The sequence below is a fragment of the Pediococcus inopinatus genome (assembly GCF_002982135.1).
Lineage (GTDB): Bacteria > Bacillota > Bacilli > Lactobacillales > Lactobacillaceae > Pediococcus > Pediococcus inopinatus.
Genome location: NZ_CP019981.1, coordinates 1,073,951 through 1,099,727 on the forward strand (window position 1 = coordinate 1,073,951; position 25,777 = coordinate 1,099,727).

At 38.4% G+C, this 25,777-nt stretch carries 26 protein-coding genes; 4 read left to right on the plus strand and 22 right to left on the minus strand.

The window, feature by feature from the left end; translation table 11 throughout:
* Position 1 precedes the first annotated feature (1 nt).
* The 13 genes from PI20285_RS05400 to mraZ form a co-directional block, all read right to left on the minus strand.
* Positions 2 to 793, minus strand: a complete 792-nt coding sequence (locus tag PI20285_RS05400) for a YlmH family RNA-binding protein (RefSeq protein WP_057773062.1) — start codon at positions 791 to 793, stop codon at positions 2 to 4.
* A gap of 68 nt (positions 794 to 861) precedes the next feature.
* Positions 862 to 1,113, minus strand: a complete 252-nt coding sequence (locus PI20285_RS05405; protein WP_269084003.1) for a YggT family protein — start codon at positions 1,111 to 1,113, stop codon at positions 862 to 864.
* Between the two features lie 13 nt (positions 1,114 to 1,126).
* Entirely contained in the window at positions 1,127 to 1,552 is a 426-nt protein-coding gene (locus PI20285_RS05410; protein WP_057773060.1) for a cell division protein SepF, read from the minus strand.
* Between the two features lie 83 nt (positions 1,553 to 1,635).
* Positions 1,636 to 2,922 (minus strand): cell division protein FtsZ, encoded by a 1,287-nt coding sequence (gene ftsZ / locus PI20285_RS05415; protein WP_057773058.1) that lies wholly within the window; start codon positions 2,920 to 2,922, stop codon positions 1,636 to 1,638.
* A 26-nt stretch (positions 2,923 to 2,948) separates the two neighbouring features.
* Entirely contained in the window at positions 2,949 to 4,295 is a 1,347-nt protein-coding gene (gene ftsA, locus PI20285_RS05420) for a cell division protein FtsA (protein ID WP_057773056.1), read from the minus strand.
* A 153-nt stretch (positions 4,296 to 4,448) separates the two neighbouring features.
* Entirely contained in the window at positions 4,449 to 5,456 is a 1,008-nt protein-coding gene (locus PI20285_RS05425; protein ID WP_057773054.1) for a cell division protein FtsQ/DivIB, read from the minus strand.
* A 17-nt stretch (positions 5,457 to 5,473) separates the two neighbouring features.
* Positions 5,474 to 6,568 carry an undecaprenyldiphospho-muramoylpentapeptide beta-N-acetylglucosaminyltransferase gene (gene murG / locus PI20285_RS05430; protein ID WP_057773052.1) on the minus strand — a complete coding sequence of 365 codons (1,095 nt, stop codon included), beginning with the start codon at positions 6,566 to 6,568 and terminating at the stop codon, positions 5,474 to 5,476.
* 2 nt (positions 6,569 to 6,570) lie between these two features.
* Positions 6,571 to 7,947 carry a UDP-N-acetylmuramoyl-L-alanine--D-glutamate ligase gene (gene murD / locus PI20285_RS05435; protein ID WP_057773050.1) on the minus strand — a complete coding sequence of 459 codons (1,377 nt, stop codon included), beginning with the start codon at positions 7,945 to 7,947 and terminating at the stop codon, positions 6,571 to 6,573.
* Positions 7,948 to 7,973: 26 nt separating this feature from the next.
* The gene (mraY, locus tag PI20285_RS05440) at positions 7,974 to 8,942 is read right to left on the minus strand and encodes a phospho-N-acetylmuramoyl-pentapeptide-transferase (RefSeq protein ID WP_231908600.1); all 969 of its coding nucleotides are present in this window, start codon (positions 8,940 to 8,942) and stop codon (positions 7,974 to 7,976) included.
* A gap of 17 nt (positions 8,943 to 8,959) precedes the next feature.
* Entirely contained in the window at positions 8,960 to 11,134 is a 2,175-nt protein-coding gene (locus PI20285_RS05445; RefSeq protein ID WP_057773046.1) for a penicillin-binding transpeptidase domain-containing protein, read from the minus strand.
* Positions 11,131 to 11,520, minus strand: a complete 390-nt coding sequence (gene ftsL / locus PI20285_RS05450) for a cell division protein FtsL (RefSeq protein WP_057773044.1) — start codon at positions 11,518 to 11,520, stop codon at positions 11,131 to 11,133. Before ftsL ends, PI20285_RS05445 begins: the two co-directional genes overlap by 4 nt.
* Positions 11,521 to 11,533: 13 nt before the next feature.
* Entirely contained in the window at positions 11,534 to 12,481 is a 948-nt protein-coding gene (rsmH, locus tag PI20285_RS05455) for a 16S rRNA (cytosine(1402)-N(4))-methyltransferase RsmH (RefSeq protein ID WP_057773041.1), read from the minus strand.
* 10 nt (positions 12,482 to 12,491) lie between these two features.
* A complete protein-coding gene (gene mraZ / locus PI20285_RS05460; protein ID WP_057773039.1) occupies positions 12,492 to 12,923 on the minus strand; it encodes a division/cell wall cluster transcriptional repressor MraZ in 432 nt (143 codons plus the stop codon).
* A gap of 336 nt (positions 12,924 to 13,259) precedes the next feature.
* Between mraZ and PI20285_RS05465 the strand changes: the two genes are divergently transcribed.
* Complete coding sequence (locus PI20285_RS05465) at positions 13,260 to 13,379, plus strand: DUF4044 domain-containing protein (RefSeq protein WP_082623250.1); 120 nt, start codon at positions 13,260 to 13,262, stop codon at positions 13,377 to 13,379.
* A 178-nt stretch (positions 13,380 to 13,557) separates the two neighbouring features.
* On the opposite strand, the gene PI20285_RS05470 is transcribed toward PI20285_RS05465, so the two are convergent.
* The 5 genes from PI20285_RS05470 to PI20285_RS05490 form a co-directional block, all read right to left on the minus strand.
* Positions 13,558 to 15,879: an FtsK/SpoIIIE family DNA translocase gene (locus tag PI20285_RS05470; protein WP_057773037.1), complete on the minus strand. Its 2,322-nt coding sequence runs from the start codon at positions 15,877 to 15,879 to the stop codon at positions 13,558 to 13,560.
* Positions 15,880 to 15,923: 44 nt separating this feature from the next.
* Positions 15,924 to 16,436 carry a tRNA (cytidine(34)-2'-O)-methyltransferase gene (locus PI20285_RS05475; protein WP_057773035.1) on the minus strand — a complete coding sequence of 171 codons (513 nt, stop codon included), beginning with the start codon at positions 16,434 to 16,436 and terminating at the stop codon, positions 15,924 to 15,926.
* 237 nt (positions 16,437 to 16,673) lie between these two features.
* On the minus strand, positions 16,674 to 17,519 hold the full coding sequence (locus PI20285_RS05480) for a methyltransferase domain-containing protein (protein WP_057773033.1): 846 nt from the start codon (positions 17,517 to 17,519) through the stop codon (positions 16,674 to 16,676).
* Between the two features lie 143 nt (positions 17,520 to 17,662).
* On the minus strand, positions 17,663 to 18,808 hold the full coding sequence (locus PI20285_RS05485; RefSeq protein WP_057773031.1) for an AI-2E family transporter: 1,146 nt from the start codon (positions 18,806 to 18,808) through the stop codon (positions 17,663 to 17,665).
* A 15-nt stretch (positions 18,809 to 18,823) separates the two neighbouring features.
* On the minus strand, positions 18,824 to 19,186 hold the full coding sequence (locus tag PI20285_RS05490; protein ID WP_063697832.1) for a PTS glucitol/sorbitol transporter subunit IIA: 363 nt from the start codon (positions 19,184 to 19,186) through the stop codon (positions 18,824 to 18,826).
* A 138-nt stretch (positions 19,187 to 19,324) separates the two neighbouring features.
* Here PI20285_RS05490 and PI20285_RS05495 point away from each other — a divergent pair, with 138 nt between their 5' ends.
* Together PI20285_RS05495 and PI20285_RS05500 are read left to right on the plus strand one after the other, a co-directional pair.
* On the plus strand, positions 19,325 to 20,350 hold the full coding sequence (locus tag PI20285_RS05495; RefSeq protein ID WP_057773029.1) for a lactonase family protein: 1,026 nt from the start codon (positions 19,325 to 19,327) through the stop codon (positions 20,348 to 20,350).
* A 30-nt stretch (positions 20,351 to 20,380) separates the two neighbouring features.
* Entirely contained in the window at positions 20,381 to 21,028 is a 648-nt protein-coding gene (locus tag PI20285_RS05500; RefSeq protein WP_105782200.1) for a copper homeostasis protein CutC, read from the plus strand.
* 52 nt (positions 21,029 to 21,080) lie between these two features.
* Here the strand turns inward: PI20285_RS05500 and mgtE are convergent, their stop codons facing one another.
* The 4 genes from mgtE to yjbM are packed head-to-tail and all read right to left on the minus strand — an operon-like array spanning position 21,081 to position 24,810.
* Positions 21,081 to 22,433 (minus strand): magnesium transporter, encoded by a 1,353-nt coding sequence (gene mgtE / locus PI20285_RS05505; RefSeq protein ID WP_057773027.1) that lies wholly within the window; start codon positions 22,431 to 22,433, stop codon positions 21,081 to 21,083.
* 18 nt (positions 22,434 to 22,451) lie between these two features.
* The gene (locus tag PI20285_RS05510) at positions 22,452 to 23,357 is read right to left on the minus strand and encodes an RluA family pseudouridine synthase (protein ID WP_057773025.1); all 906 of its coding nucleotides are present in this window, start codon (positions 23,355 to 23,357) and stop codon (positions 22,452 to 22,454) included.
* The gene (locus PI20285_RS05515) at positions 23,347 to 24,153 is read right to left on the minus strand and encodes an NAD kinase (RefSeq protein ID WP_057773022.1); all 807 of its coding nucleotides are present in this window, start codon (positions 24,151 to 24,153) and stop codon (positions 23,347 to 23,349) included. Before PI20285_RS05515 ends, PI20285_RS05510 begins: the two co-directional genes overlap by 11 nt.
* A gap of 6 nt (positions 24,154 to 24,159) precedes the next feature.
* The gene (gene yjbM / locus PI20285_RS05520) at positions 24,160 to 24,810 is read right to left on the minus strand and encodes a GTP diphosphokinase (RefSeq protein ID WP_057773020.1); all 651 of its coding nucleotides are present in this window, start codon (positions 24,808 to 24,810) and stop codon (positions 24,160 to 24,162) included.
* Positions 24,811 to 25,083: 273 nt separating this feature from the next.
* Between yjbM and PI20285_RS05525 the strand changes: the two genes are divergently transcribed.
* Entirely contained in the window at positions 25,084 to 25,698 is a 615-nt protein-coding gene (locus PI20285_RS05525; RefSeq protein WP_057773018.1) for a DsbA family protein, read from the plus strand.
* Positions 25,699 to 25,777: the final 79 nt, after the last annotated feature.

The window sequence follows — 25,777 nt, forward strand, 5'->3', positions numbered from 1 at the left end:
ATTATTTTTTCTTTTTGCTACTTATGATTGAAAGCAAAACTCGAATTTTGTCTTTCTTAGTTTTACCTTCAATACTATCAAGACGAATTCGACCATAACCACGAACCGATAATAAATCATTTTCAACCAGTTCAAAGTCTGGACGTTGATGCAGTTTCCAGTTCAACTGCACTTTTCGTTCTTCAATCAGTTCCTTGGCATGATTTCGTGAAATATGAAAACCTTCCGCCACGATTGCATCAACTCTAACTGAAGCAACAGTTGTGGTTCCAGATTCCCAATCATTATCTGGTTCAATAGCTTCATTTAACTCTTTTTCGATTAAACGAACCTTAATATTTCCAATTTTTCCAACCTGAGAGAGGAAAAAATCAACCATTTCTGACTTCACAAAAAACTGCCAATCTTCACCATTAGAAATAATATCACCAAACGTATTTCTTTCGATCCCCATGTTTGCGATCGTTCCAAGTACATTTCGATGGTGAATTCTGGCAAATTTAATAGGATACTGAATTTCCAATAACGTGACATTAAAATCTTGTTGTTCAGGAACAAAATAGTCCGGAAAAATGAGTGAACGACTCATTTCGGCACCCGGATATCCCCCAAAACTCTGAATCTTAATTTCATCTAGACGATTTACTAAAGTCGTTAAGATAAACTTCTCTCGTGGATTAAGAAAATTGGTTAAGATAAAACGATTTTGATCACGGACTTCCTGAATCCATCCTGTCGCTTCTTCAACAAATGGAGCTTCTTCAGAACGAAAATGTTGCATAATATTGTCCATTTTTAACTTACCTCTTAGAAAGTACCTAATCTAAATATATCCTCATTAAGGAGCATTCAAATTTATCCCTAATAGAAAAAACTACTAAGCGCAGCAATTCCATATTGTGCCATTTCAAGTAACAGAATAGCCACAATTGGAGAAAAGTCCAATCCAAAAAACGGAGGAATAAATCGGAATATTTTTAGATATGGCATACATAACTTTATTAGCCATTGTCCTAACTTGGTCTGATAAGCTCCTGGAAACCATGACATTAAGACAAAGACAAAAATCAATAACATATATAACTGAATAAGTTTACTTAAAATTGTAAATATAAAGACCAAATGTTTACTCCTTATTTAGATCGTTTTTGCTTAGATCTCCATTTTGAATATTTGTATACAAACTACCATTTATTTCGAAACTATTTGGGGTGCACAAAAAGATTTGTGTTCCCACTTCTTCGATTGAGCCATCGATGGCAAATAATGTACCTGAAAGGAAATCAACAATCCGCTTCGTTTGACTATCATCAATTCGTTCAAAATTTAAAATTACGGCTTGCCCTGAGATTAATTGTTTAGCCGCCTCTTTGGCATCACTAAAAATACGTGGCTCAAATAACGCAATTTGACTTTTAGAACCCGAAATATTGTCCATTGTTTCCACCCTATTATCTGTCGTTGTTGCCACATTGAGATCAGGATCTTCATCTGACGCATGATCTGGATCGTCTATGCCAAACAACTTATTAAATCGATCGCTTAATGCCATACAGAACGCCTCCTAAATTGACGCTGTATCAAAGAACTGGGACAAAACAGCTGTCTTGTTCCCAGTTCCAAATTACTATTTAATTACTTGCGACGACGTTTGAAAAATGGAGGTGTGTCCATACCTTTATCATCGTCATTATCAGAATCATTAAAAACGTTGAAATCTTTCTTTTCAATATCTTTAAATTCGCTATCATCCTCGACAGATGTTGGACGTACACCATTTGAATTAGATTGACGTAACTGCCAGTCTCCAAACGGATCGTCTTTTTTAGTTTCTTTCTCTTCTTGTTTTGGTGCCGCATTGTTAGTCGTTGGTTCACTGAACGATGGTGTTGATACCGTAGAGTTTGTGCTTGCGGGTGTATCAAAACTTGTTCTTGGTGTTGCTCGATGAAGTGGACGCTCGTTCTTCTTATCAATTCCAGTTGCGATAATTGTAACTCGAACTTCATCTTTCATGTTTTCGTCAATTGATGTACCGAAGATGATATTAACGTCATCAGTAGCAGCTTTGGCAACAATTTCTGAAGCAGCTTGTGCTTCAAATAAGGAAAGATCTGGTCCACCAGTAATATTTAACAGAACTTGTTCTGCACCATCGATTGAAACTTCTAATAATGGTGAAGAAATAGCTTTCTTAGTTGCTTCTTCAGTCCGGTTTTCACCGTTTGCAGAACCAATTCCCATTAGAGCTGAGCCTTGATTAGACATAACTGTTTTAACATCGGCAAAATCAAGGTTGACATAACCTGGAGAGGTAATTAAATCAGAAATTCCTTGAACACCTTGGCGAAGAACGTTATCTGCTTCACCAAATGCTTCCATCATTGGAGTCTTCTTATCGACCATTTCTAATAAACGATTATTAGCAATAATGATTAAAGTGTCCACTTGCTCCTTCATTTTGGCAACCCCTTCGGCCGCAAAACGAGCTCGCTTAGGTCCTTCGAAACTGAATGGTCGTGTTACAACTCCAACAGTTAAAGCACCTGTTTCTTTAGCAATCTTAGAAACTAATGGTGCAGCACCAGTACCGGTACCACCACCCATTCCGGCAGTTACAAACACCATGTCGGCGCCTTCAAGTGCAGAAGAAATAGTTTGTTCACTTTCTTGTGCCGCTTTACTCCCAACTTCAGGAGTTGAACCAGCACCTAGTCCTTTAGTTAATTTCGGTCCTAATTGAATTTTAGTATCTGCTTTAGATTGTTTCAAAGCTTGGACATCAGTGTTTGCGACGATAAATTCAACGCCCTTTACACCTTCAGCAATCATCCGATTAACGGCATTACTACCTCCGCCACCGACACCAATTACCTTGATATTTGCGCCAGCATTTTGTTCATCATCCATTGTAAATTCCATCCCGTTTTCCTCCATTATTTTAAAAGTTAATCAAAGAATTCGCTAAACCAACGTTTCAAACTAGCAAACATGTTGCTAAAAGAAAAAGATGTCTCTTTCTTTGGTTTGGTTTTTTTAACTCGTTTAGGAGCTGACTGCGTATTAGGCTCTGACTCTGCTTGGTCAACATCCTCTGTATCATCAAACGTCTGTTGCTCAGGTACTGGCCGTGTGCCCGAAACCATTGCACTTTTAGCCAAGAAATCCACTTCACTCAAGGAAGCTTCATAATTAAGTAATGCAAACGCCTGTGAGAAAGCCGGGTGTCTCAATCCCATTGGTTCTGGAACATATATTTTTACATTTGTTCCAAAAATGTCGGCTGCTAAACTCTGAATTCCAGGAATTGCAGCTGCGCCTCCGGTAATTACAACACCACCTGGCATATCTAATGCATCAATGCTGTCAAGATGATTATAAGCGTTGGTTAAGATTTGTTCTAGTCTTGCTTCAATAACTTCCGCTAAATACTTCTCAGTGACCTGGGTAGGTGCTGATTGCCCCACCACTTCCACTGGAAAGCCATCATCACTGGCACCTTCAGCAAAAGCATAACCATATTCACGTTTAAGCTTTTCAGCATTACTCAGTGAGGTATTTAAAACAACGGAAATATCTTTTGTAACAAACTGACCGCCTTCTTGATCAACATATGTATACTTCAAATGATGGTCATGAATAATTGCCGTTGTCGTTTGGCCCGCGCCCAAATCAATTAAGACAGTTCCGAAATCCTGCTCACCGTCGTTTAGAACGGTTTTTCCTAATGCTAACGGATTCAAGACGAGATCTGTCAAATGTAATCCGGCTTGCTGAATTGCCCGTTTTGTGTTGTGAATAATGGTCTTAGGACCGGTTAAAACAGTTCCGTTCATTTCTAGACGAACGCCAACCATTCCCCGAGGATCCTTAATGCCATCAAAACCATCAACAACAAATTCATCAGGCAAAACATCGATTACTTCTTGTTCTGGAGGCAGACTGTGTACAGAAGCCGCATTAGCCATGTTAACCACATCTTGATTCGTGATTTCCCGAGACGTCTCTGCAATCGCAATCATACCACGACAAGGCTCAATTTTTAATAAATTTGCTGGAATTCCAGCGACTACTTCGTGAATCTTTAAATTTGCTTTATTTTCTGCAACTGATATTGCTCTCTTGATAGCTGCTGACGCCTTGTCAATATCGACAATCACGCCACGATTCATTCCATCAGAGCGTTCGCTTCCCACTCCAATAACACTCATTTGCCCATTTACATGTTCAGCGACAATGACTTTTATTGAGGTGGTCCCTATATCAAGTCCAACATAAATCCCTGAATTATCCATAATAAAGGAACCTCCTAAACATACCCTATTTTAGACTCTTGTATATACTCTCAAGTTTACCATAACTTCAATACATTTAAATAGTGCATTCTTTTAAAAAAATGAGAAAATATGCTAAAAAATCGAATTAAATTCCATTATTTCTCATTTTTATTAATTTGTTGCCTGCACTGTACTTGTAGAACTGCTAGAAACGCTTACTGAACTAGAACTATTTGTCGACGAAGAATTTGCAGTTGAATTCGAACTACTTGGAACCGTAGAAGAAGAACTACTTGAACTAGTGACCAAACCAGAACTGCTAGAGGCTGTCTTACTAGTTAACTCTGAAGACTTGTTTTTAAAGGGATAGGAATACGCACCCACTTCTAAATCAATAATGCCTTTTTGTTTCATATCTGCTGCCATTTGTGGATAATATTTCATTTTAGCTGCAAACGTGGATAAAATTGCGTAAACCTCGTTCCCATCGTTCATATACAAATGGATGCGGTTCGGATTGTTTTTGCTTGGCACATAATCAATTTCAGAAATTCCATTCCGCACAACAGCTGGTAATTGTTTAAACTGAGTTAGCAAAGCATTCAAAACCTTTGTTGTATGAAAATTTTTAAAGATCGGATAATCTCCAGACGGTTGTGTTTTTGATTTTTTAACAACCTTCCCGTTATCTAAAATTGTGTAATATTTTTTATTTCGAAGCACAACTCCGGCAATCATATTTTCTTTGACGGTAATCTTAAGTTTATTTACTCCTTGGCGGCTAATTTTGTAACTCATCAGTTCAGGATTCTTTTTATAGACTTGCTCTGATTTGTCTCGATTGCCTAACAAATATGGAAAAATCCAATCGTTATGATGAACATTTCCAATTTTTTGAATTTCTTCTTTGGAAAAATGGGTATTTCCGGCTACCTTAACTGTCTGAACACGACTCAGTGGTGAACTCAAATAGCCTGCTCCGATCAGAATAAGTAATAATCCGCTAAATAAATAAATTCGTTTTTTGCGTGAATTTAGAAACTTAGGCGAAGATGAATGCTTTTCTTTAGATTTCTTTTCGGTTATCTTTTCAGCTGCTTTTTGTTTTTGTTGAGCTTTTTCCCACGGTGTTAAGTCACGATTAACTTGAGGAGTTTTCGTTTTCTTTTTTCCAAACACGATCGCCACCCCGTTTTCTATTTTTTAACCACAGATTCAAGCACGTTTAAAAGATCTTCGGCAGCATGTGGACGACCCATTTTTCTTGCAGCATCACCCATTTGTTGTCTTAAACTTTGATCATTCATTAATGCGTCAGTCGCTTTTAACAAAGTTTTACCAGTCAGCTCTGATTCTGGTAAAAGCTTTGCTGCCCCTTTTCTAACCAAACTATTTGCATTCTTGGTTTGGTGATCATTGGTTACATAGGGACTTGGCACTAATATTGAAGGAATCCCCAAAGCCGTAATTTCCGCCAAACTAGTTGCCCCAGCACGCCCGAGGATGGCTTCAAAATCTGGCAATAATCTTGGCATTTCTGAAATATATGGTCGCACAACACAATTTTTACCAAGTGTTTCAGGATCAAGCTGCGCCATGATTTTTTTATAGTGCACATTTCCAGTCACAAACAAAACCTGGTAATCCCTTTTCTTTAGCTCGGGGAGTGCCGCAACCATTGCAGAATTAATTTTTTCTGCCCCGCGACTGCCACCGAAAATTAATAACGTTGGAACATCGCTTTTTAAGCCATATTCAGAAAGGGCACTATTAGGTTGCATTTGAGCAACTTGAGTGGCTCTTGGATTTCCTGTAAAAACAACTTTTTTGGCCGGAAAATCTTTACGAGCATCTTCAAACGAAATGCCAATTTTTGTCACAAAATGACTGAGAAATTTGTTGGTCACACCCACCACACTATTTTGCTCGTGAATAACCGTTGGAATATGTTGAAGACTCGCAGCAAAGACCACTGCTCCACTGACGTACCCACCGGTTCCAACCACAACATCTGGACGAAAATCTTTTATCATTTTGTGTGCATCACCAACACTCTTCAAAAACAAACCAATTGTTTTGAGGTTTTCTAAGGACAGTGACCGCTTAAACCCTTGGATTCGAATTGTTTTAAATTCAATGTTTTGTTCAGGGACAATCCGACTTTCTAGTCCCTTTTCGGTCCCCACATATAATATTTCGGAATTGGGCTCACGTTTTTTCAAAGCTTCAATAAGGGCCAAAGCTGGATAAATATGGCCACCGGTTCCACCACCTGAAATCATTAAACGCATAATTAAGCCTTCTTTCCGTTTTGGAGCTTATTAACCGCGTTGATAAATTCATCACCACGAATTTCGAAATTTTTGTACTGATCCCAACTTGCATTTGCCGGCGACAACAATACGATATCACCGGGATTACTCAATTGATACGCAAGTGGTACCGCGTCAGCCACTTTATTGGCAGATTTTATCACTGGTACCTCAGCTTTTTTGGCAGCATCTGCTAATAAATGAGCTGTTTCGCCAATCAGAACTATGGCTTTTACATGATCTTTAAAATCGGGTACCAACTTTTCAAACGTGTATCCTCTGTCTAAACCACCCGCAATCAAAACGATCGGCTGTTTGAAAGAACGCAATGCCACCTGAGTCGCTTCAATATCGGTTGCTTTTGAATCATTATAAAAGACACGTTTTTCAAAAGTGGTGACATATTGCACACGATGTTTCACACCTGAGAATGTTTTCAAAACTTCGATAATCGCTTCAGTAGAACAGCCACTTACTTTAGCAACTGCAATGGCTGCTAATGCATTCTCAATATTTTGAACTCCTGGCACTTTAATATCTTCAGCGGCCATAATTTTTTCGTCGCGAAAATACAAAAATTCACCGCGTTGGTAAGCACCTTTTTCGCTCAAATCTTTTCGTGAGAATGGTACAACCTGAGCCTTCGTCTGCTTACTTAATTGTTGCCATTCAGGATTATCCCAATTGATGACAAAATAATCATCGGCCGTTTGGTTTTTGGTGATGTGCATTTTGTCACGAACATAATTTTCGCGACTTCCATGCCAATCTAAATGGTTAGAAAAAATATTTGTAATTACTGCGATATGTGGTTTCAGGGCTGTCACACTTGCTAACATAAAGCTGGATAGTTCCGTCACCATTGTATCTTCTGCATGCAACTTTTGAACAACTGTTGTTGCAGGAATCCCAATGTTACCAGCAAGAAAAGCGTGCCCAGCTTGACGGTCTTTATCTAACATTAACTGAATAAGCGTGGTTGTGGTGGTCTTTCCATTACTTCCAGTAATTCCAATCATTTCACCACTCAAAGCTTGATAGGCAAGCTCTGGTTCTGAAATAATGGGAATTTCTTTTTCAAGGGCGCCCTTCACAATCGGATTAGTATATGGGATCCCGGGATTTTTTACAATAAGCTCAAACCCCTCATCCAAAAGTGTCAACGGGTGTCCCCCTGTAACAACCTTAATACCATTTTCTAATAATTCCTGTGCATCAGGATTCTCATCAAACGGTTTTGCATCGTTTACTGTCACTAAAGCTCCTAATTTTTGTAAGAGCTTTGCTGCACTTACACCACTTTTGGCCAACCCTAATACTAAGACCTTTTTATCCCGATAATTCGTAATATCTTTCATGATTTTTCCCTTCACCTAAACTTTAATTATCCTAAAATACCGATTAACGCAATTGCAGCACCAATTAGTCCAACAACCCAGAAAACAATATCAACTTTCCACTCGCTCCAACCCATCATTTCAAAATGATGATGAATGGGACTCATCTTAAAAATTCGATGGCCAGTTAACTTGAATGACAATACCTGGAGAATAACGCTCGCCGTTTCACACACAAACACGATTCCAATTAGTAATAAAGCCAATTCATGATGCACTAAAATTGAAACGGCAGCTAATGCGCCACCTAAGGCAAGTGAGCCCATATCACCCATAAATATTTTGGCCGGTTTATGATTAAAAATTAAAAATCCGACCAGCCCGCCAATCACCGCTAAACAAAAGATTAGAACATCAAATTGATGTTGCACCCCAGCAATAATTGCATAGGCACCAAAGGCAATAATAGCCAGTCCACTGACCAAGCCATCTAAACCATCAGACAAGTTGACGGCGTTGGAAAAGCCCACTAACCAAAAAGCTACAAAAATAACGAACCAGGCTCCCATATGCCAAGTGCCCAAGAAAGGAACATTTAGTGATTGGGAAAAACCTTCATTTTGGTAGACAAGGAAGAAAATAACTGCTCCCACGATTTGTCCAAGAAATTTTTGCCAAGCTTTCAGGCCTTCGTTTTGTTTCTTCATTAACTTAATACTATCATCCCAAAAGCCTAAAATTCCATACATAATCAGAATGAAGATTAGGATCAATCCCGTAGCATTCATTTGATGAGTAACAAGATCAAATAAAAGGCTACTTAAACTAATAGCAATAATAAAAATCAAACCACCCATTGTTGGGGTGCCAGACTTCTTTTCATGCCATTTAGGACCCTCTTCGCGAATCATTTGTCCCTCGTTACGATTACGAAAATAATTAATAAATGATGGCATGGCAACTACAGTAATTAAAAAGCTAACAACCGCCGTCCCAATTTGCGCTATCCAATTCATAATAAACTCCATTCTTTTTACTTTTGTTTTAGTTTAACTGTGAGTGTTTGACCGCTTTGAATAACCGCGCCACTCTTCATTGATTGTGATTTTACAAACCCAGTCCCAGAAAATTTCGCTTGTATTCCTACTAGATCGGTTAACTTAAGGACATCGTTTCGTGACCATCCAGATAGATTAGGCATTTTCATCTGACCACTTGTCATTAAAATAACTCGCTGGCCTGCCAGCATTTCTGTATTTGCTAGAGGTGACTGCTGGGTAACAATACTGCCTGTTCCGACAACCGTTGCCGCAATATTTTGTTTACCTAAATCTTTAGCAGCAGTATCAGCCGATTCACCAACCATGTTGGCAATCTTAACTTTCCCAGATACCTGATTTTTGGCAGTTGAGGCATTCTCACCAAGTGCTTGTTTCATAACTGGGCCAAAAATTTCATTTAAGAGCTGGGTGGCCGTTTTGGTGGCTGGCAATGTTGGCTGTTTCATGGTGATGTACATAATATACTTCGGATTATCGGCAGGTACCATCCCCACAACAGAATACAAATAACTATCGTTACCATTCAAGTACGTGCCACCGGAACCAACAACTTGTGCTGTACCAGTTTTAGCAGCAACTTTATAGCCCGAAATTTTGAATTCCTGACCAATTCCATAACTCTTATAAACAACGTCTTCCATCAGTTTTCGAACCTTTTTGGCCGTCGAACTTTTAACTGGTTTTCCAAGACTCTTAGTTTTCATTCGATACGTCACTTTACCAGTTTGACTATCCACAATTTTTTTGATGTATTGTGGTTTGACCATTTTACCGTTATTAGCAATCGCCGTAAATCCTTGGAGCATCTGCATATCAGTCACATCAATTCCCTGACCAAACGCCGTGTCTGCTTGATCAATTGGATAGGTAAATTGCATGCTTCCACTAGCTTCTCCGGACAGCCCTGAATTAGTACTCTTTAAAAAGTTAAACTTCTTAATATACTTTTTCCACGTTTTTGCTCCCATTTTTCGTTCCAAATGGGCCATTGCCACATTACTAGAACGTGCGAATCCTTCTTCATAGGTAATTAATCCCCAACCTGACGTCTGCCAATCAGGTACCACTTGAGTTCCAATTTTATATGTTCCTGACTTATATTTTTCCTTTGCATTGAAGTGACCACTATCAATCGCGGCAGCAGTTGTAAAGACCTTCATTGTTGATCCAGGTTCAAAAGTATCCTGTACCAAGGAATTGCTCCAAGCCTTGCTTATTCCACTTTTAGTTGTGGGATTAAATGATGGTCGTTGGGAAGTCGCCAAAATGGCTCCTGTTTTTGCGTTAATAATTGTCGCTGTCATTGACTTGGCATGAACCTGAGACTGAACCTTCGTCATTTCGGATTCTAACAACGTTTGAAGCCTTGTATCTAAAGTAGTATAAATGTTTTTTCCATCTACAGCCGCTTTTTTCTCTTGAGAAGACGGCAGTTGATAACCAAACTTATCTTTTTGAATGGAACGCTCACCATCTGTTCCGGTTAACTTTTTGTTAAATGCACTTTCAATTCCCATGACACCCTTTAATTGAGTTACATCGGAATTCTTTTTCTGTACTTGAGAGGTAATTCCGATCAAATTAGACGCAAAAGTCCCATTCGGATACAGACGTGCCTCGGATTGAACAAAATTAATTCCCGTTAACTTATATGATTCAATTTTTTCTTTTGTTGCAACAGAGATATTTTTCCCTGCAGTACCGAATTCAACCTGAAAAGTATTTTTATTACTAGGATTCAGAGCCTTCAAAGCTTTTGTCTCACTAATTGGTAAATATTTTGCGAGAATTTTAGCCGTTTTTTCTTTATTAGTCACATAGAGTGCCTTTTTATTTGCACCAACCTGTGTTTTGTTCAAAACAGCATAAACTGAATACGTACTGGTATCTTCTGCAATTGGCTGCCCAGAAGCATCCAATATTGACCCCCGTTGCGCTTTCAAGACTTTATTATCCGTATACAAACGGCGGGCCTGCGAACTCAAATTAATGTGTTCTACAGTCCCGCCAATTGCAATATAGGAAAAACGTAGAATTAAAATTACGAATAAGGCAATCGCTATGAAAAAAAGCCATTGACCGAACGCTCTTCGATTTTGGCTTGATTTGTTGTTGTCCTTTTTTGAACGTTTTTCTTTGTTGTTCATTTATTAACATTCCTTATATTCTGAGTTGTCAGGCTTAAACCATATTGTTTTGCAATTTTGTCCAAGCGTGAGCGACTGGAGAGTTGGTTCACTTCCTGCTTGAGATTACTATTGCTGGAAGTTACCTTTGTCACCTGTCCTTGTGAACTAGAAAGTTCATGTTCAGCACTTGATAATGATATTTTACCAGAAATCACAAAAATCATTAAGCCTGTCAAGATTATACCGCAGAATGTCATTAAAATTTTCTCAAATTTTGAAAATGGTAAAAAATTCGGAATAACGACTGCTTTTGCTTTATGTAAAGTGCCTTCTTTTATATCCGGTATTCGTCGTTTAACCGGTTTGGTAGCTGGAAATGCTTCTGCTAAATTATTTTGTGCCATTATAAATCAGTCCCTATTTTATTTTTTCAATAACTCGGAGTCTTGCGCTATGTGCGCGATGATTATTTTCTAATTCGTCCTTACTAGGTAAAATGGGTTTGCGTGTTGCCAATTTAAAATGTGGTTCGAGTTCTTTAGGAATAACGGGTAGTCCCTGTGGAAGATCCGGAAGATTTGCATTTTCTTTAAAAATGTTTTTGACCAGTCGGTCTTCTAAAGATTGGAATGTAATCACACTAATTCGGCCACCAACCTCTAATATATCTAAAGCCTGTTCTAGCGAAGTTTCTAAAACGCCTAACTCATTGTTAACAGCAATTCGAACAGCCTGGAAAACTCGTTTTGCTGGATGACCACCGGTTCTTCGTGCGGCAGCAGGAATTGCTTTTTTTATGATTTCAACTAATTGTCCAGTCGTTTGAATGGGTGCTACTTCACGCTCCCGTTCAATTTCACGTGCAACTTGTTTTGAATAGCGTTCTTCCCCGTAACGGAAAAAGATTCTGACCAATGCTTCATATGACCACTGGTTCACCACCGTTTGCGCCGTTAATTCCGCGGATTGATCCATGCGCATGTCCAGTGGCGCATCGTGTTGATAACTAAACCCTCGCTTAGCGTCATCCAACTGTGGTGATGAAACACCTAAATCATAGACAATGCCATCAACCTTTTGAATTCCTTGTTCTTCCAAATCTTTTTTAATATTTTTAAAGTTATCTTCAATGAACGTAACCTGATGACTATCCAAATATTTCTTTAAATGAGTTTGATTGTATTCAATTGCTGCAATATCTTGATCAAACGCATATAAATGACCCTTTTGACTCAGTTGGCTCAAAATCAGTTGACTATGACCACCGCCGCCAAGCGTACAATCCACATAAACACCGTCTGGATTAAGATTTAATTCATCAATTGCTTGGTTTAATAAAACAGTTGTATGTTGAAACTCACTCATTTTTCTACTCCTATAAGCCAAAATCAATTAAATTTTCAGCAATATCATCAAAATTCTCTTCCGTATCCGCCGTTACCGCATTCCATTGTGCTTCATCCCAAATTTCGAATCGGCTTGAAACACCAACCAACACACACTTCTTAGTAAGTTTTGCATGTTCACGTAACTGTTTAGGAATATTAATACGACCTTGTTTATCAAAATTACATTGCGTTGCATCTGCGAACAAGAATCGGACAAAGGCCCGGTTATTTCGCTTATTTAACGGCAATGCTTTTAATTTGTCTTGAACCCTTTGCCACTCTTCAAGTGGATAGCCAAACAAACAACCGTCCAACCCACGAGTGATCACAAAATCAGATCCTAAATCTTCTCTAAATTTGGCCGGAACAATTAGTCGTCCCTTAGTGTCAAGTGAATGCTGATATTCGCCCATGAACATACTAATTGCCCCTTTCCTTCTCAATCACAAACTTAGTTTACCACTTTGTCCCACTACCTACCACCAATTTATAAAACATTTTTAAAATGCTTACAAATTATTATAAAAGTGATAATTTAATCACTTTATTTTCCACTCCGGATTCTTTATAAACACTAGTATATCAGTATTTTAAATCGATTTCATTAATTAGTGGAAGGATGGTGGGGATTATTTTTAGTTTTTGTTTAATTTGTCTTAAAATCCACTGAAATCCTGACAGCTTCATAAAAAAATTTGAATTGTTAAAACTTACACGTTAGAATAGTGAGTAATATTTCGGAAAGTGGTGCACCTATGAAAAAAAAGAAAAGTACATTTCAAAAAGTTACAATGGTCGTTGTTTGGATCATGATTATTAGTATGGTTGGTTCAGTTGTTTTAACTGCCCTATCATCCTTAAATCTCTTGGGATAAAAAAGGAACTCCAATTGTTAATTGGCGTTTCTTTTTTATTATTGTGGTAATTCACTCTTTAAGTTTCTTAAACAGCCGGACACCATAGTTCACAACATTCTAATAAAACAAAAATAGCTATGACTTAATAGGATTATCCTCCTAAATCGTCATAGCTATTTTTCTACTTTATCAAACTTTACTCTTTTTTGGTAAACACCTGTCGTGGCTTGCTACCCTCCTGGGGGCCAACCACGCCATTTGCTTCCAACTGATCTACAATTCTTGCAGCGCGGTTATAACCAATCCTAAAACGACGTTGCAACATTGACGTACTAGCTTTCTGCATTTCAGTCACTAAAGCAACCGCTTGATCATATAACTCATCTTTTTCATCATTATTTGATTGATCATCAGCTGCCGCTTCTTCATCCGTTACAACTAACGCTTCATCGTAAGACACCTTTTGTTGATTTTTGACATATTCAACGACAGTTTTCACATCTTTATCCGAAATAAAAGCACCCTGAACTCGTTCTGGTTTACTTTTACCCATAGGATAGTAAAGCATATCTCCACGGCCTAAAAGCTTCTCAGCCCCATTTGAATCAATAATGGTCCGCGAATCTGTTCCACTCGCTACCGCAAAAGCGATTCGTGAAGGAACATTAGCTTTAATTAGTCCAGTTACCACATCCACAGATGGTCGCTGGGTGGCGATGATCATGTGAATTCCAGCCGCCCGAGCCAATTGAGCCAATCTGATAATTGCGTCTTCCACAGCATTTTGTGCCACCATCATCAAATCCGCTAGTTCATCAACAACCACAACAATATATGGCAAATGAGGACGATTCTTACCGTCTTTTTTATTTTCTTCACTGATATATTGATTATAAGTTTTAATATTTCGTTGATTGCTTTCTGCAAACAAGTCATAGCGATGCTGCATTTCAGCAACAACTTTATGTAAAGCTCTCGCTGCCTTTTTAGGCTCAGTGACCACTGGCGTCAAAAGATGCGGAATATCTTTATAAACACCCAACTCAACTTTTTTCGGATCAATTAAAATAAATTTCACTTGGTCTGGTCTGGCATTCATCAACAAACTTGTAATAATGACATTAATCATGACAGATTTCCCACTACCCGTCGCTCCCGCAATTAGTAAATGTTGCATTTTGACCAAGTCTGCTAAAACCAAATTTCCAGAAACGTCTCTTCCAATTGGCACTTGGAGAATTGCGTCTGGATGCTCCGTTTGTGCTTCAACGACATCTCGAAAAGAAACCGTTGAAACTTCCGTGTTGGGTACTTCAATACCAATTAAAGATTTTCCCGGAATTGGCGCCTCAATTCGAATATCTTTTGCAGCCAATGCCAAAGCGATATCATCTGAAAGCCCCACAATTTTACTTACTTTCACACCAATATCGGGGTGTAACTCGTATTCAGTCACTGATGGCCCTAAATTAACACTTTTAACTGTGGCTTTGACACCAAAGCTAGTCAACGTTTGCTGCAAAATTTTGGTGTTTTTTTGAATTGTCTTATATTCTTGGCTCTGATCTGTCTTAGGAATAGTTGTTAAAAGTTCCGTAGATGGCAACTGATAATTAGGATTTTCAAGCTCTTCAGTATTTTGAAAAGCAGATTCTGTGTGAGTTACCTTTTCAGGCCGTTCTTTGGTTTGCGCTTGCTCGTGTTCTGAAGCAATTCTGATTGCAGGCTGTCCGGCTGGGTTTGATTTTTTCATCTGATCATCCATCAAATCTTTGCCCGTAACAGTTGCTTCCACATCTTTTTTCAAAGATACTTGTTTTTCTTCCTTTTGTCCGGTGGAATTACCCTTTTCTCTTTGCTGCCACTTCAGTTTTAGTTGTTGTCCAAAACGCTCACTAGCCTCTCGAATTGAAATGATTAGCTTTCTGAGCGCGACAGCCGTCGTCTGAAGAACTTTATCCATTGGGATTCCAAAGAAGATTGCTGCGCCAAGAATAACCACTAACCACCCTAAAATAAGGCTACCAATTTCAGAAAAACAAAACTCCGTTGCAGAATACAGAATACTTCCGATCATGCCACCACCAACTGGCTCGCCAATCGAAGCATACTTAAATGCATCCGAGAGTGATTGCCAAGTTGTAGCGATAAAATGATTGTGTTGATTCATTTGTTCAAAAAAACGTGTTGTAATTATTAATAGTGCGCCAACATAAACCAAGGCAGTTCCAACCAAAAATCGTAAACGTCCTTTTAGCTTTGGTTCTTTGCCAGTAAACAACAAAATTGCCCCATACAAGCCAAACACTAAAATCAAAATTTGGAAGGCATCCCCGACAAACAAGCGAAAAACATTCGCAAATAAAACACCAATGTATCCCAAAGAAAAATATCCTAATAAAGCTAATAAAACAAAAATTCCGCCATAGAAGTGTTTGGATTGCAGAAAATGCTGCCAATTACTTTTCTTAGTGCGTTTTCGCTTTCGTTTGGTTGTGGTTTTTCTTTTCGTTGCCATTATGTGTCCTCCTTTCAACAAATTTATAAATCGCTCAAATAACTTTATTTAAGCTTGTCATTTTCATAGCGATGGACTCGTTGAAGCCCAGGAAAGGCTTGTTGACGGAGTGCTTCATAAATCACAATTGCCACACTATTAGATAAGTTAAGCGCCCGAATATGGTCATCATCTTGTGGAATTCGGATGGCTTTTTCAGGATATTGACGCATAAAAGGCTCTGGTAAACCCGTCGTTTCTTTACCGAACAAAAAATAATGATCCTGATCATTATCTGTATAGTCCACATCGGTATAATCGTGATCCGCAAATTTGGAAACTAGATAAAGATAATTCAAATCTGGCACGGAAGCAATGAATTCCGGTAAATTTTCATGATAGACAAGTTCAACATCTTTCCAGTAATCAAGCCCAGCTCGCTTAAGATGTTTGTCATCAACAGAGAAACCAAGGGGTTTGATCAGGTGTAAAACAGTATCCGTCCCTGCACAAGTTCGGGCAATATTACCCGTATTTGCAGGCATTAAAGGTTCAAAAAGTACTATATGATTTGTCATTTTTATTCTCACTCTCATAAATTAAATTAAATCGTTATCTAAAAGCTATCATACTGCTACAATTTTTTTCAAACAACAAAAAAAGCGTAGACACTCGGTGTAGGCACGGCGAGCTTCTACGTTAGGTGAAGTACAACTTGCTGACCACCAACGATTTCTCGATGTTGATTAGCAACCGATTTCTTATAAATGTTAACACCATAACTAAAGATGTGCAACCTCTACTGGGCCTAGTGTTCAAGCAATCGTGCCCTTCAACAAAGTTACATCCACCGTAATATGATCTAAATGGGAGTCTTTTGCGTGCTGAATCATTTCTGGACTTGCTCCCCAATGCAAAGGCGTCATTTGGATCAGATCCGGCAACAAAGATTCCGCAAAATTAAACGTGTAGGTAAGTCGTTTAGCCTGTGAATTAGCAAAATGCTTTTCAAATAACTGGACAACCTGATCATTTTGATAGTCAGCATGTTGACTTTTTTCGTCATACAACAAATGGCGTAATTCACCTAAGTAATTGGAATTAGGCACGATTTTTAGAACTTGCCCACCAGGTTTCAAAACACGCTGAAATTCGGCATAGGCAGATGGTGAAAATAAATCCAAAATGGTAGTAAATTTATCTTCAGTAAATGGCAGGTTTGCCAAGTCAGCAATACAAAAAAACGCCTCACTATCCAGTTGAGTGGCTAGATTAATGCCCGCCGTTGAAATGTCAAACCCAATTGCTGTTGCATCATCTACCATCGAGAGTGTTTTTTTCAACGGAGTTCCCTCGCCAGACCCAACATCCAAAATAACTTCTTTTTTCGTCAAATGTTGTGCAAACTCTCGACAAATTGGATCAAACAACCCCGCCGTTAATACCCGTCTTCTTGAGGCTAACATCGCGTCATCATATTCACTTGAGACAGCATGATTCAAAAAATATAGCGTCCCCTTTTTTGAAATGTCGATTGCATGTTGATTTGGACAGACAATACTCCCCGAATCCACGTGATCATAAGTTTCATGACAAACGGGACAGCGGAATAAGGTTAAATTATTTTCAATAAACTGAATGCCTTTTTCTCTTTTTTTCAACTTTTAATCATCCTCATTAAAATTATTCATAAATCCACGTAGTTAAGCATAACATGGCAGCGTTTAGGGTAGTATCCAAAAAACAAAAAATCCCAAGTCTATCTAAGAAATTCTCTTAGTACACTTAGGATTGATAATTTAACCTAATCGGATTTTTCGTAGCCACCATTTTGCTGCTTGTACCAATGGAATAGATGCGTTAACAGGACTTTAGAAACTGCATAAACCGGGATTCCAAAGATAACTCCTAGTACGCCGAACATCCTTCCAGATGCCAGTAAAACGATCAGAATTGTGACCGGATGAATAGCCAAATTGGTTCCCAAAATTAATGGAGAAAGGATTCGTCCTTCAATTGTTTGTTCAATCGCAAATACTATCAGGACCTTAACAAGCATCCAAGGCGATATGAACGCCGCCAATACAAGAGACGGAATCATGGCCAAGAATGAGCCAAGATACGGAATTAAGTTCAAAACGCCCGCTGCAATCCCCAAAGTTAAAGCAAATTTTAAGCCAATTACTAAATACCCAATAAAAAACATAATTGCTACGCAAAAAGCCACAATCAATTGTCCACGGATATAACCACTCACTTTGCCGTTAACTTCATCAAGAATCTGAATAAACCCAGTTCTTTTTCGAATCGGTAAAAAATGAGCTAAGTACTTGGGCAACCGATGACCATCTTTTAAGAGATAAAACAAAATAAATGGCATGGTAATCAGACCAACGACAATTTTTGTAACAGAACTAATCACACCGCCTACCGATGTAAATGTATGATTAGCGGCATTACTAAACCAGCTGGAAAAAGAACTTACCGCCGATTTACTTAATTCTTCGAGTTCTTTTTGAAACTGCCCAAAACGGGGATCATTCAACCACTTATCCATCTGATTAACCAAATGATTCCAATAATCTGGCCAGTTTTTCAAAAAATCGGTTGCTTGATTTCGAATAACTGGAATCAAGGAAACCACAGCTAAAACGATGAGTAACACCACAATCACAAATAAACCAGTAATCGTCCATACCCGGTTAACATGATACTTTCGTTCTAGACGATCAACAAGCGGATTAAATAAATAGAATAATACACCTGCTAACACAACCGGAAAACCTACAATATCGACAAAATCACTGATTGGTTGGAAAAACCAAGTGACTTTTGAAAATACGAAAATAATTAATAAAAATAGTAACACAATCATGAGATTAACAATAAGTCGGTTATTTAAAACTAGTTTTGTGAACCATGAGCGCCACGAATCCTTTTCTGTCTTCAAAAAATCACCACTCAATCATTTAAATGTATAAATTATTTTATCGCCAACTGTAAATCCAGGAAATTTCTCAGGCGACAGATAAATTGCGCTTTCAAGAGGCGTTTCGGGAATTGCGGAAAAACAAAGTGTGACGTGACCCACTCCCTGCAAATTTGCATTAACCAATTTACCACAGAAGGTAACTGTATAAGTATGGTTGCGAATACTAATTTGTGAACCACGTCTTAAATTAAATTCAGGATGACGCACATCAAATTTTTGAATCACAGCAACATCCTTAAGATTGTTCGTTGCCTCTGGACCGAATAAAATGGCGATTGGATCACTTTCTACAATAGCATTTGGCCCTATTTCTGTAACCTCAGATGTAATCATCATAAATACCACTCCTCAAATGAATTCTTGCTTACATTGTAGCATAGCAAGCTTCATCAAATAAAGAAAATGGAAGCGTGCACAGAGATATCCATATTTGTGCTATAATTTTACCTTAGAGAATAGAAGGAGGTTTTTATTTTGAAAGAATCATTTTTCGTTGGTACTTATACAAAAAAAACAAGTCATGGTGTTTATAAAATGTCTTTAGACACCGAAACAAACGCATTAAGCCAAGCTGATTTAGTGGCTGAGATTGGCAATCCGACTTATCTAGCAAAATCTAAACATAATTTTCTCTACACAGTCGATCAAAAAAATGCAGATGGTGGAGTTGCTGTCATCGACCTTAACACCAAACCTGCAATAGTTGTTCAACATGCTGTAACTCCCGGAAATTCACCGGCTTATGTGGCAGTTGATGAGCATCGACAACTTCTTTACAGTTCAAATTACCATTTAGCAACTGTGACTGTTTATAAAATTGCAGCCGATGGTACCCTCAGCCAAACAGATGTGGTTACCCATTCTGGTAAAGGGCCAAAACCGGAACAAGCTGATGGTGCCCATGTCCATTTTAGCGATTTGACACCTGACAATCGATTAGTAGTTTGTGATTTAGGAACCGATGAAGTATATACGTATGACGTTTCTGACGAAGGAAAGCTCACTGAAGTGACCCGCTATAAAACCAAAGCTGGCTTTGGCCCTCGCCACATTGTTTTTTCAAAACATGGCTCAACTGCGTATCTAGCTGGAGAACTCGGCAGTGCTGTTGAGGTTTTAACTTATGACCAACAAAACGGCAAATTCTCACATTTGCAAACAATCAGCACGATTCCTTCCACTTGGGACGCACATAACGGGGCAGCTGCAATCAAAATTAGTCAAGATGATAAATTTCTGTACGTCTCTAATCGTGGTTACAATTCCTTGGCAGTTTTTGCAATCAGCTCAGATGGTTCTTTGAAACTAATTCAAAATATTTCTGTTGAAGGCGATTTTCCGCGTGACTTTGCCTTAGATCCAACGGAAAAATTCATCGTTTGTGCTAACCAAAATACCGATAATTTAACCCTGTTCTCTCGATCAAAAGAAAACGGAAAACTTACCTTATTGGAAAAAGATGTTGCTTTACCCGAAGGCGTTTGTGTTGTGTTTGAATAACTAAATTTTGATAACAGACGGGAGTTATTTATGATAATTAAAGAAGTAGCCTTAGAAAATTTCACGAATGTTCCTAAAGCCATTCATGCTGGCGCCAATCGGATTGAGCTTTGCGATAATCTCGCTGTCGGAGGGACTACGGTCAGCAAAGGCGTTATGGCAGAAACCCAAAAATATGCCAATGAACATCACATCCCCGTAATGGCGATGATCCGCCCCCGTGGTGGAGACTTCGTTTATACGGACACGGAACTAAAGATTATGGAAACTGACGTATTTCAGGCACAAGAACTTGGTATGGATGGCGTTGTCTTTGGAGCTTTAAATGCAGATGGTAGTTTGGATACTGATGCTCTTGAAATGCTGATTGCGGCCGCCGGTGGCATGCAAATTACCTTTCATATGGCGTTTGATGCCATTCCAAAAGCAAAACAAGCCGAATCCATTGACTGGCTTGCTGATGCTGGAATCGATCGGATTTTAACCCATGGGGGCGCCTTAGACACGCCTCTCGCCAGTCATTATGCTGATCTAAAGCAAACCATTGCAAACGCCCATCAACGTTTAATTATATTACCAGGTGGTGGCATTACATCAGATAATTTAACTGAAGTTACTAACGAGTTAGGCGTTTTTGAAGCTCATGGTAGTAAAATAGTCGGTAAACTTGAAAATTAAAAATAGCGGAATAGCTGACAACCAAATTGGTTGAGACTGTTCCGCTATTTTTTTATTTTATAAATAGTTGTAAGAAATATTGAGCAATGTTGAAATAAATTAAAACACTTGTAAGATCACTGAGAGTTGAAATAAACGGACCACTCGCCACAGCCGGATCCACGCCTAATTTTTCCATGCCAATTGGAATTAAGCTACCAGCCAAATTGGCTACAAAAATTGCGCTTGCCATTGCAGTGCCAACCACTGCGCCAAGCAAAAAGTTTTGTTTCCAAACACCAACCATGATAAACACACAAACACCAGTTATCACGCCAATTATAATTCCCGTTGCTATTTCATTTAAAATTAAACGGGCAATTTTTAAGTGGTTATTAGTAGCTAATCGGCGCACTGCCACAGCCAAACTTTGTGTCCCCGCGTTACCAGCCGTCCCTGTAATTAAGGATATGAAAATAGCCAATACACTAACTTGAGAAAGCAATCCTTCAAAATGATTGATCAAGGTTGCTGTTAACATTCCTAAAAAAAGTAAAGTAATTAACCACGGTAATCGTTTTAACGCCGTTTGGAATGGGTTACGCGAAATGGTCTCTGTGTCAACACCAGCCAAATGAGAATAATCTTCGGCAGATTCTTCATCAATAACATCAATAATATCATCAACCGTAATAATTCCAACAATCTCTTCAGAAGCATCCACAACAGGAATAGCCACGAAATTATAATCACGAACCTGTTCGGCAATCGCTTCTTGATCTTCATTAACGTCTACTGCCAAAACCCGGGTTGCCATGACATCAGCCACTTTTTCATCATCAGAATGCGTAATTAAATCTCGAACAGATAAAACACCCACTAACTTATTTGCTTCATCCGTCACATATATATAAGCAATAACTTCGGCTTCCTGCGCTTCTTGCTTAACATGCTGCATGGCCGTGTCCACAGTTTGATTCTTGTCTACTTTAATAAACTCCGTAGTCATTATGGAACCGGCCGTTTCGTCTTCATAATGAATGAGTTCACGAACTTGGTCAGCTTCATCTGATGGCAATAAACCGATATATTTTTTGCGTTTTATTGGTCGAATATCTGTAAAAATATCCACCACGTTATCCATATACATTTCAGATAATAACCGTGATACATATGCATCAGACATTTCATCAAGATACTTCCCCATTTCTCCGGGGTCTTCTTCCGTATCATCAAAAACATTTGCTAATTCCTCTGGAGATAAAAATGTATAAATTAATTTTCTTTGTGCAAAATCAAATTCAGCAAATAATTGACTTTGTTCATATCCATGGAGTCCTAGAAAAAGTTTTCGAAAATTTTTCCGATTTCTTTTGTTTAACGCAGTTGTTAATTGATTATTAAGTTGTTCTAATCCTTCTGTCATACCTGATTCTCCTCAGCCTCATAGCTTACGAGTTTCCTGTTCCAAATACGCCGCTAAGTCTTTTGGTAAAGGAGCCATGACCTTAACTTGACGATTTGTAAATGGGTTAAAAAAAGAAATGGAGGCACAATGTAACGCTTGACGTTGCATATAACCACTGCAGCTCCCACCGTACAACACATCACCAACTAACGGATGGCCGAGTGCTGAAAAATGAACCCGAATCTGATGCGTTCTTCCCGTATGTAACTGCACACGCAATAATGAAGCATCACGCAAAGCTTTAACTACCCAATATTCTGTAACTGAACGGCGCCCATCAGATTCCGCAGAAACCTGGCGTCGAATAAAAGATCCTGGATCACGCGAAATTGGCAGGTCAATTAAACCATGTTTTTGCGGGAGATGTCCCATTACAACTGCTGTATAGATTTTTTTTATCTGATGTTCCTTTAATTCTCTATCCAAAACAGAATGTGCAAAATGATGCTTAGCAAAAATAACCAATCCAGAAGTATCCCGATCTAACCTAGTCACGACATGAGTAACTTGGCTTTCATATTTTTGTCGTTGATAATAACCCTTCACGCGGTTTACAAGGGTATCGTTTGAATAGACATGTGATGGGACAGTCGCCATATAGGCTGGTTTATTAACAACCAAAAAATGATCATCTTCGTAACAAATTTCAATTGGCTCACTGGAAACGGCCACATGATCATTCGTAATTTCAGGTGGTAACGTTAAGGTCAATTCATCCCCAGTCACCACTTCTTCTGAGGCCCGAACTTCATTTTGATTAAGTTCAATATTGCCCCCATGAAATTTGACATCTTTTAGTAGCGTCCGGGAAACCCCTTTTTGATATAAAAAGGTCCAGATCTTCTCCGGACTTTCGACTTTTACCTGCCAACTAATCTTCATTTCCGTCACCAATAAACGCGTTATGAACACGATTCCAGAATCCAATATGCCGATATTTCGCAAAATTAATTTTTTGTTTACCAATACGATATTCAATTTGTTCAATTGGTGAATTCACGACATCCACCTGATCAGCCGTAAAATTAAAATTACCGCCATGCGCTGGTCGAATGGTTACCCATTCATCTGGAGCCATAATAACAGATGCGCCCAAGGTTCTAAAAACTCGATTATTTATTGATGCAATTTCTGCCATCTGTAAAACTTCTAGTTGCGGATGTATAACCGCACCACCAATGGATCGGTTATAGGCTGTGGATCCAGTCGGTGTTGAAATACAAAGTCCATCCCCTCGAAAACGTTCAAACAATTGATCCTTAATATAAACATCGGCAACCAATGTGGACGATATCTTCTTAATTGTAGACTCATTTACCGCCTGATATTGCCTTGGCTTAGACTCCCCGACTAGGGTGACATCAATGTCTAAAATGGGATAACCAACGGACTCACCTGTATCTGCTTTAATCGCTTTGATTAAGTCATCTAACTCATAATCTTGCCAATCAGTATAAAAACCTAGGTGGCCTGTATGGACCCCAATAAAGCGGACATGTGCTAACTGAGCTTTATAATGCTGAAAAGCGGAAAGTAAGGTGCCATCTCCACCAACTGTAATGACAATATCTGGATGCCTATTATCAATACCAATTTGGTTTTCTTTTAATTTTTTTGTTAGTTGATCAGCAACGCTTTTAGAATTATTTGCTTTCGTATTATAAACTGCTACTTTCATCTGATATCAGTCCTTATGTGAGCCGTAATTATTATGATCCGAACGTTCTCTGGAAAATAATTTTTGAGCTTCTTGAATTTCTTCTCGAATTTCCGACATTTCTTCATCCAAGGAAAAGGCCGCCTCTGACGCTCTTTGCAGCCGATCACTTAATTCTTTAGGAAATTCGCCTTGATATTTGTAGTTTAAAGAATGTTCAATCGTGGCCCAAAAATTCATTGCCAAAGTCCGAATCTGAATTTCAGCCAAAATCTTTTTTTCTCCGGATATTAACTGGACTGGATACTCCACTACAATGTGATAAGATCGGTAACCACTTGGTTTTTCGTTGTTAATGTAGTCACGTTCCTCAATAATTGTCAGATCGGTTCGCTTACGAAGCAAATCAACAACTTGATAAATATCTTCAACAAACTGACACATAACCCGGACGCCCGCAATATCTTGCATGTCTTGTTCAAGCCGATCTTCGCGGACCTGACGGCGAACCATTTTTTCTTTAATGCTAGAAACGGGTTTAACTCTTCCAGTTACAAATTCAATTGGACTTTGTTGATCATCATTTTGAAATTGTTTTCGAATTCCCCGTAGTTTTATTTTTAATTCATCAACGGTTTGTTTGTATGGTAATAAGAATTGTTCCCAATTATCAATCACGTAAATTGCCTCACTTTTTTAAAACGCTAACTCTAATTTTAGCATAAAACCTACACTTATTCTTCTCAAACGCTATTCCATTTATTCCATCTTATTCTTGATTCGCTTTCCTTTACCTTAAACGGTTAAATGCGCTAAGATACAGCTGAATCAAAGTTTAATAAAACATTTTATTTGATATTTTTTCAAAGTTTGGTAAAGTCTATATTGTTGTCCTACAAAATATAACTTAAAAAAATAATTAATTTTGAATTTTTGATGGAGGAGAGTTTAATGCTTGATGTCTATTTATTCGTGACACCATGGGGCGAAAAGTGCATGCAATCTGAAAAGGTCATGATGGATTTTGTCCATAATGTTGATCAAAAAGTCAGTTTTCAGATCATCCCCATGCTGAATATGCAAATTGTTCAAGATTACTTGCATAATAATAATAATAAAACTTATGACTCATACAATGAATTGTCAGCTGACATGTACAATATGATTTTAGATTACAAGGCGGCCCTTTTTCAATGTAAGAGACACGGCCGAAATTTTTTGAAATTAATTCAACAAGAAATTAATGGCAATCAACTTTCGTATTCTAAACAACTGGGCTCTAAAATTGCTGAACAAGCTAACCTAGACCTTGAGATGTTTGAAACCGACCGGCGTTCTCAATTAGCCAAAGATGCCTTTAAGGCCGATCAAAAAACCGCTTCGGAAATGAACGTCAATATCTCCCCAGCCGCTGTTATCTTTAATGACGACGATGATAATTGTGGTATTCTCGTGGAAGATTTCAATAATGAAACTTTGCAACAGATTTGCCAAGATGACGAGTGTCCGCTTTCTTCTGCCATCAGTTTTTCACATGCATCAGTTTCATTTCCCCACGTTCTATAATTTTTCTCTATAGATTTAAATAAAGAGTTTCTTAACCATCGCGGTACCTGCCGTTGTTGTTAAGAAGCTCTTTATTTTT

Coding starts and splice junctions, on each gene's coding strand:
- PI20285_RS05400 (WP_057773062.1), bottom strand. CDS start 793: ATGGACAATATTATGCAACATTTTCGTTCTGAAGAAGCTCCATTTGTT.
- PI20285_RS05410 (WP_057773060.1), bottom strand. CDS start 1,552: ATGGCATTAAGCGATCGATTTAATAAGTTGTTTGGCATAGACGATCCA.
- ftsZ (WP_057773058.1), bottom strand. CDS start 2,922: ATGGAATTTACAATGGATGATGAACAAAATGCTGGCGCAAATATCAAG.
- ftsA (WP_057773056.1), bottom strand. CDS start 4,295: ATGGATAATTCAGGGATTTATGTTGGACTTGATATAGGGACCACCTCA.
- murG (WP_057773052.1), bottom strand. CDS start 6,568: ATGCGTTTAATGATTTCAGGTGGTGGAACCGGTGGCCATATTTATCCA.
- murD (WP_057773050.1), bottom strand. CDS start 7,947: ATGAAAGATATTACGAATTATCGGGATAAAAAGGTCTTAGTATTAGGG.
- mraY (WP_231908600.1), bottom strand. CDS start 8,942: ATGAATTGGATAGCGCAAATTGGGACGGCGGTTGTTAGCTTTTTAATT.
- PI20285_RS05445 (WP_057773046.1), bottom strand. CDS start 11,134: ATGAACAACAAAGAAAAACGTTCAAAAAAGGACAACAACAAATCAAGC.
- ftsL (WP_057773044.1), bottom strand. CDS start 11,520: ATGGCACAAAATAATTTAGCAGAAGCATTTCCAGCTACCAAACCGGTT.
- rsmH (WP_057773041.1), bottom strand. CDS start 12,481: ATGAGTGAGTTTCAACATACAACTGTTTTATTAAACCAAGCAATTGAT.
- mraZ (WP_057773039.1), bottom strand. CDS start 12,923: ATGTTCATGGGCGAATATCAGCATTCACTTGACACTAAGGGACGACTA.
- PI20285_RS05465 (WP_082623250.1), top strand. CDS start 13,260: ATGAAAAAAAAGAAAAGTACATTTCAAAAAGTTACAATGGTCGTTGTT.
- PI20285_RS05470 (WP_057773037.1), bottom strand. CDS start 15,879: ATGGCAACGAAAAGAAAAACCACAACCAAACGAAAGCGAAAACGCACT.
- PI20285_RS05475 (WP_057773035.1), bottom strand. CDS start 16,436: ATGACAAATCATATAGTACTTTTTGAACCTTTAATGCCTGCAAATACG.
- PI20285_RS05490 (WP_063697832.1), bottom strand. CDS start 19,186: ATGATGATTACATCTGAGGTTACAGAAATAGGGCCAAATGCTATTGTA.
- PI20285_RS05500 (WP_105782200.1), top strand. CDS start 20,381: ATGATAATTAAAGAAGTAGCCTTAGAAAATTTCACGAATGTTCCTAAA.
- mgtE (WP_057773027.1), bottom strand. CDS start 22,433: ATGACAGAAGGATTAGAACAACTTAATAATCAATTAACAACTGCGTTA.
- PI20285_RS05510 (WP_057773025.1), bottom strand. CDS start 23,357: ATGAAGATTAGTTGGCAGGTAAAAGTCGAAAGTCCGGAGAAGATCTGG.
- PI20285_RS05515 (WP_057773022.1), bottom strand. CDS start 24,153: ATGAAAGTAGCAGTTTATAATACGAAAGCAAATAATTCTAAAAGCGTT.
- PI20285_RS05525 (WP_057773018.1), top strand. CDS start 25,084: ATGCTTGATGTCTATTTATTCGTGACACCATGGGGCGAAAAGTGCATG.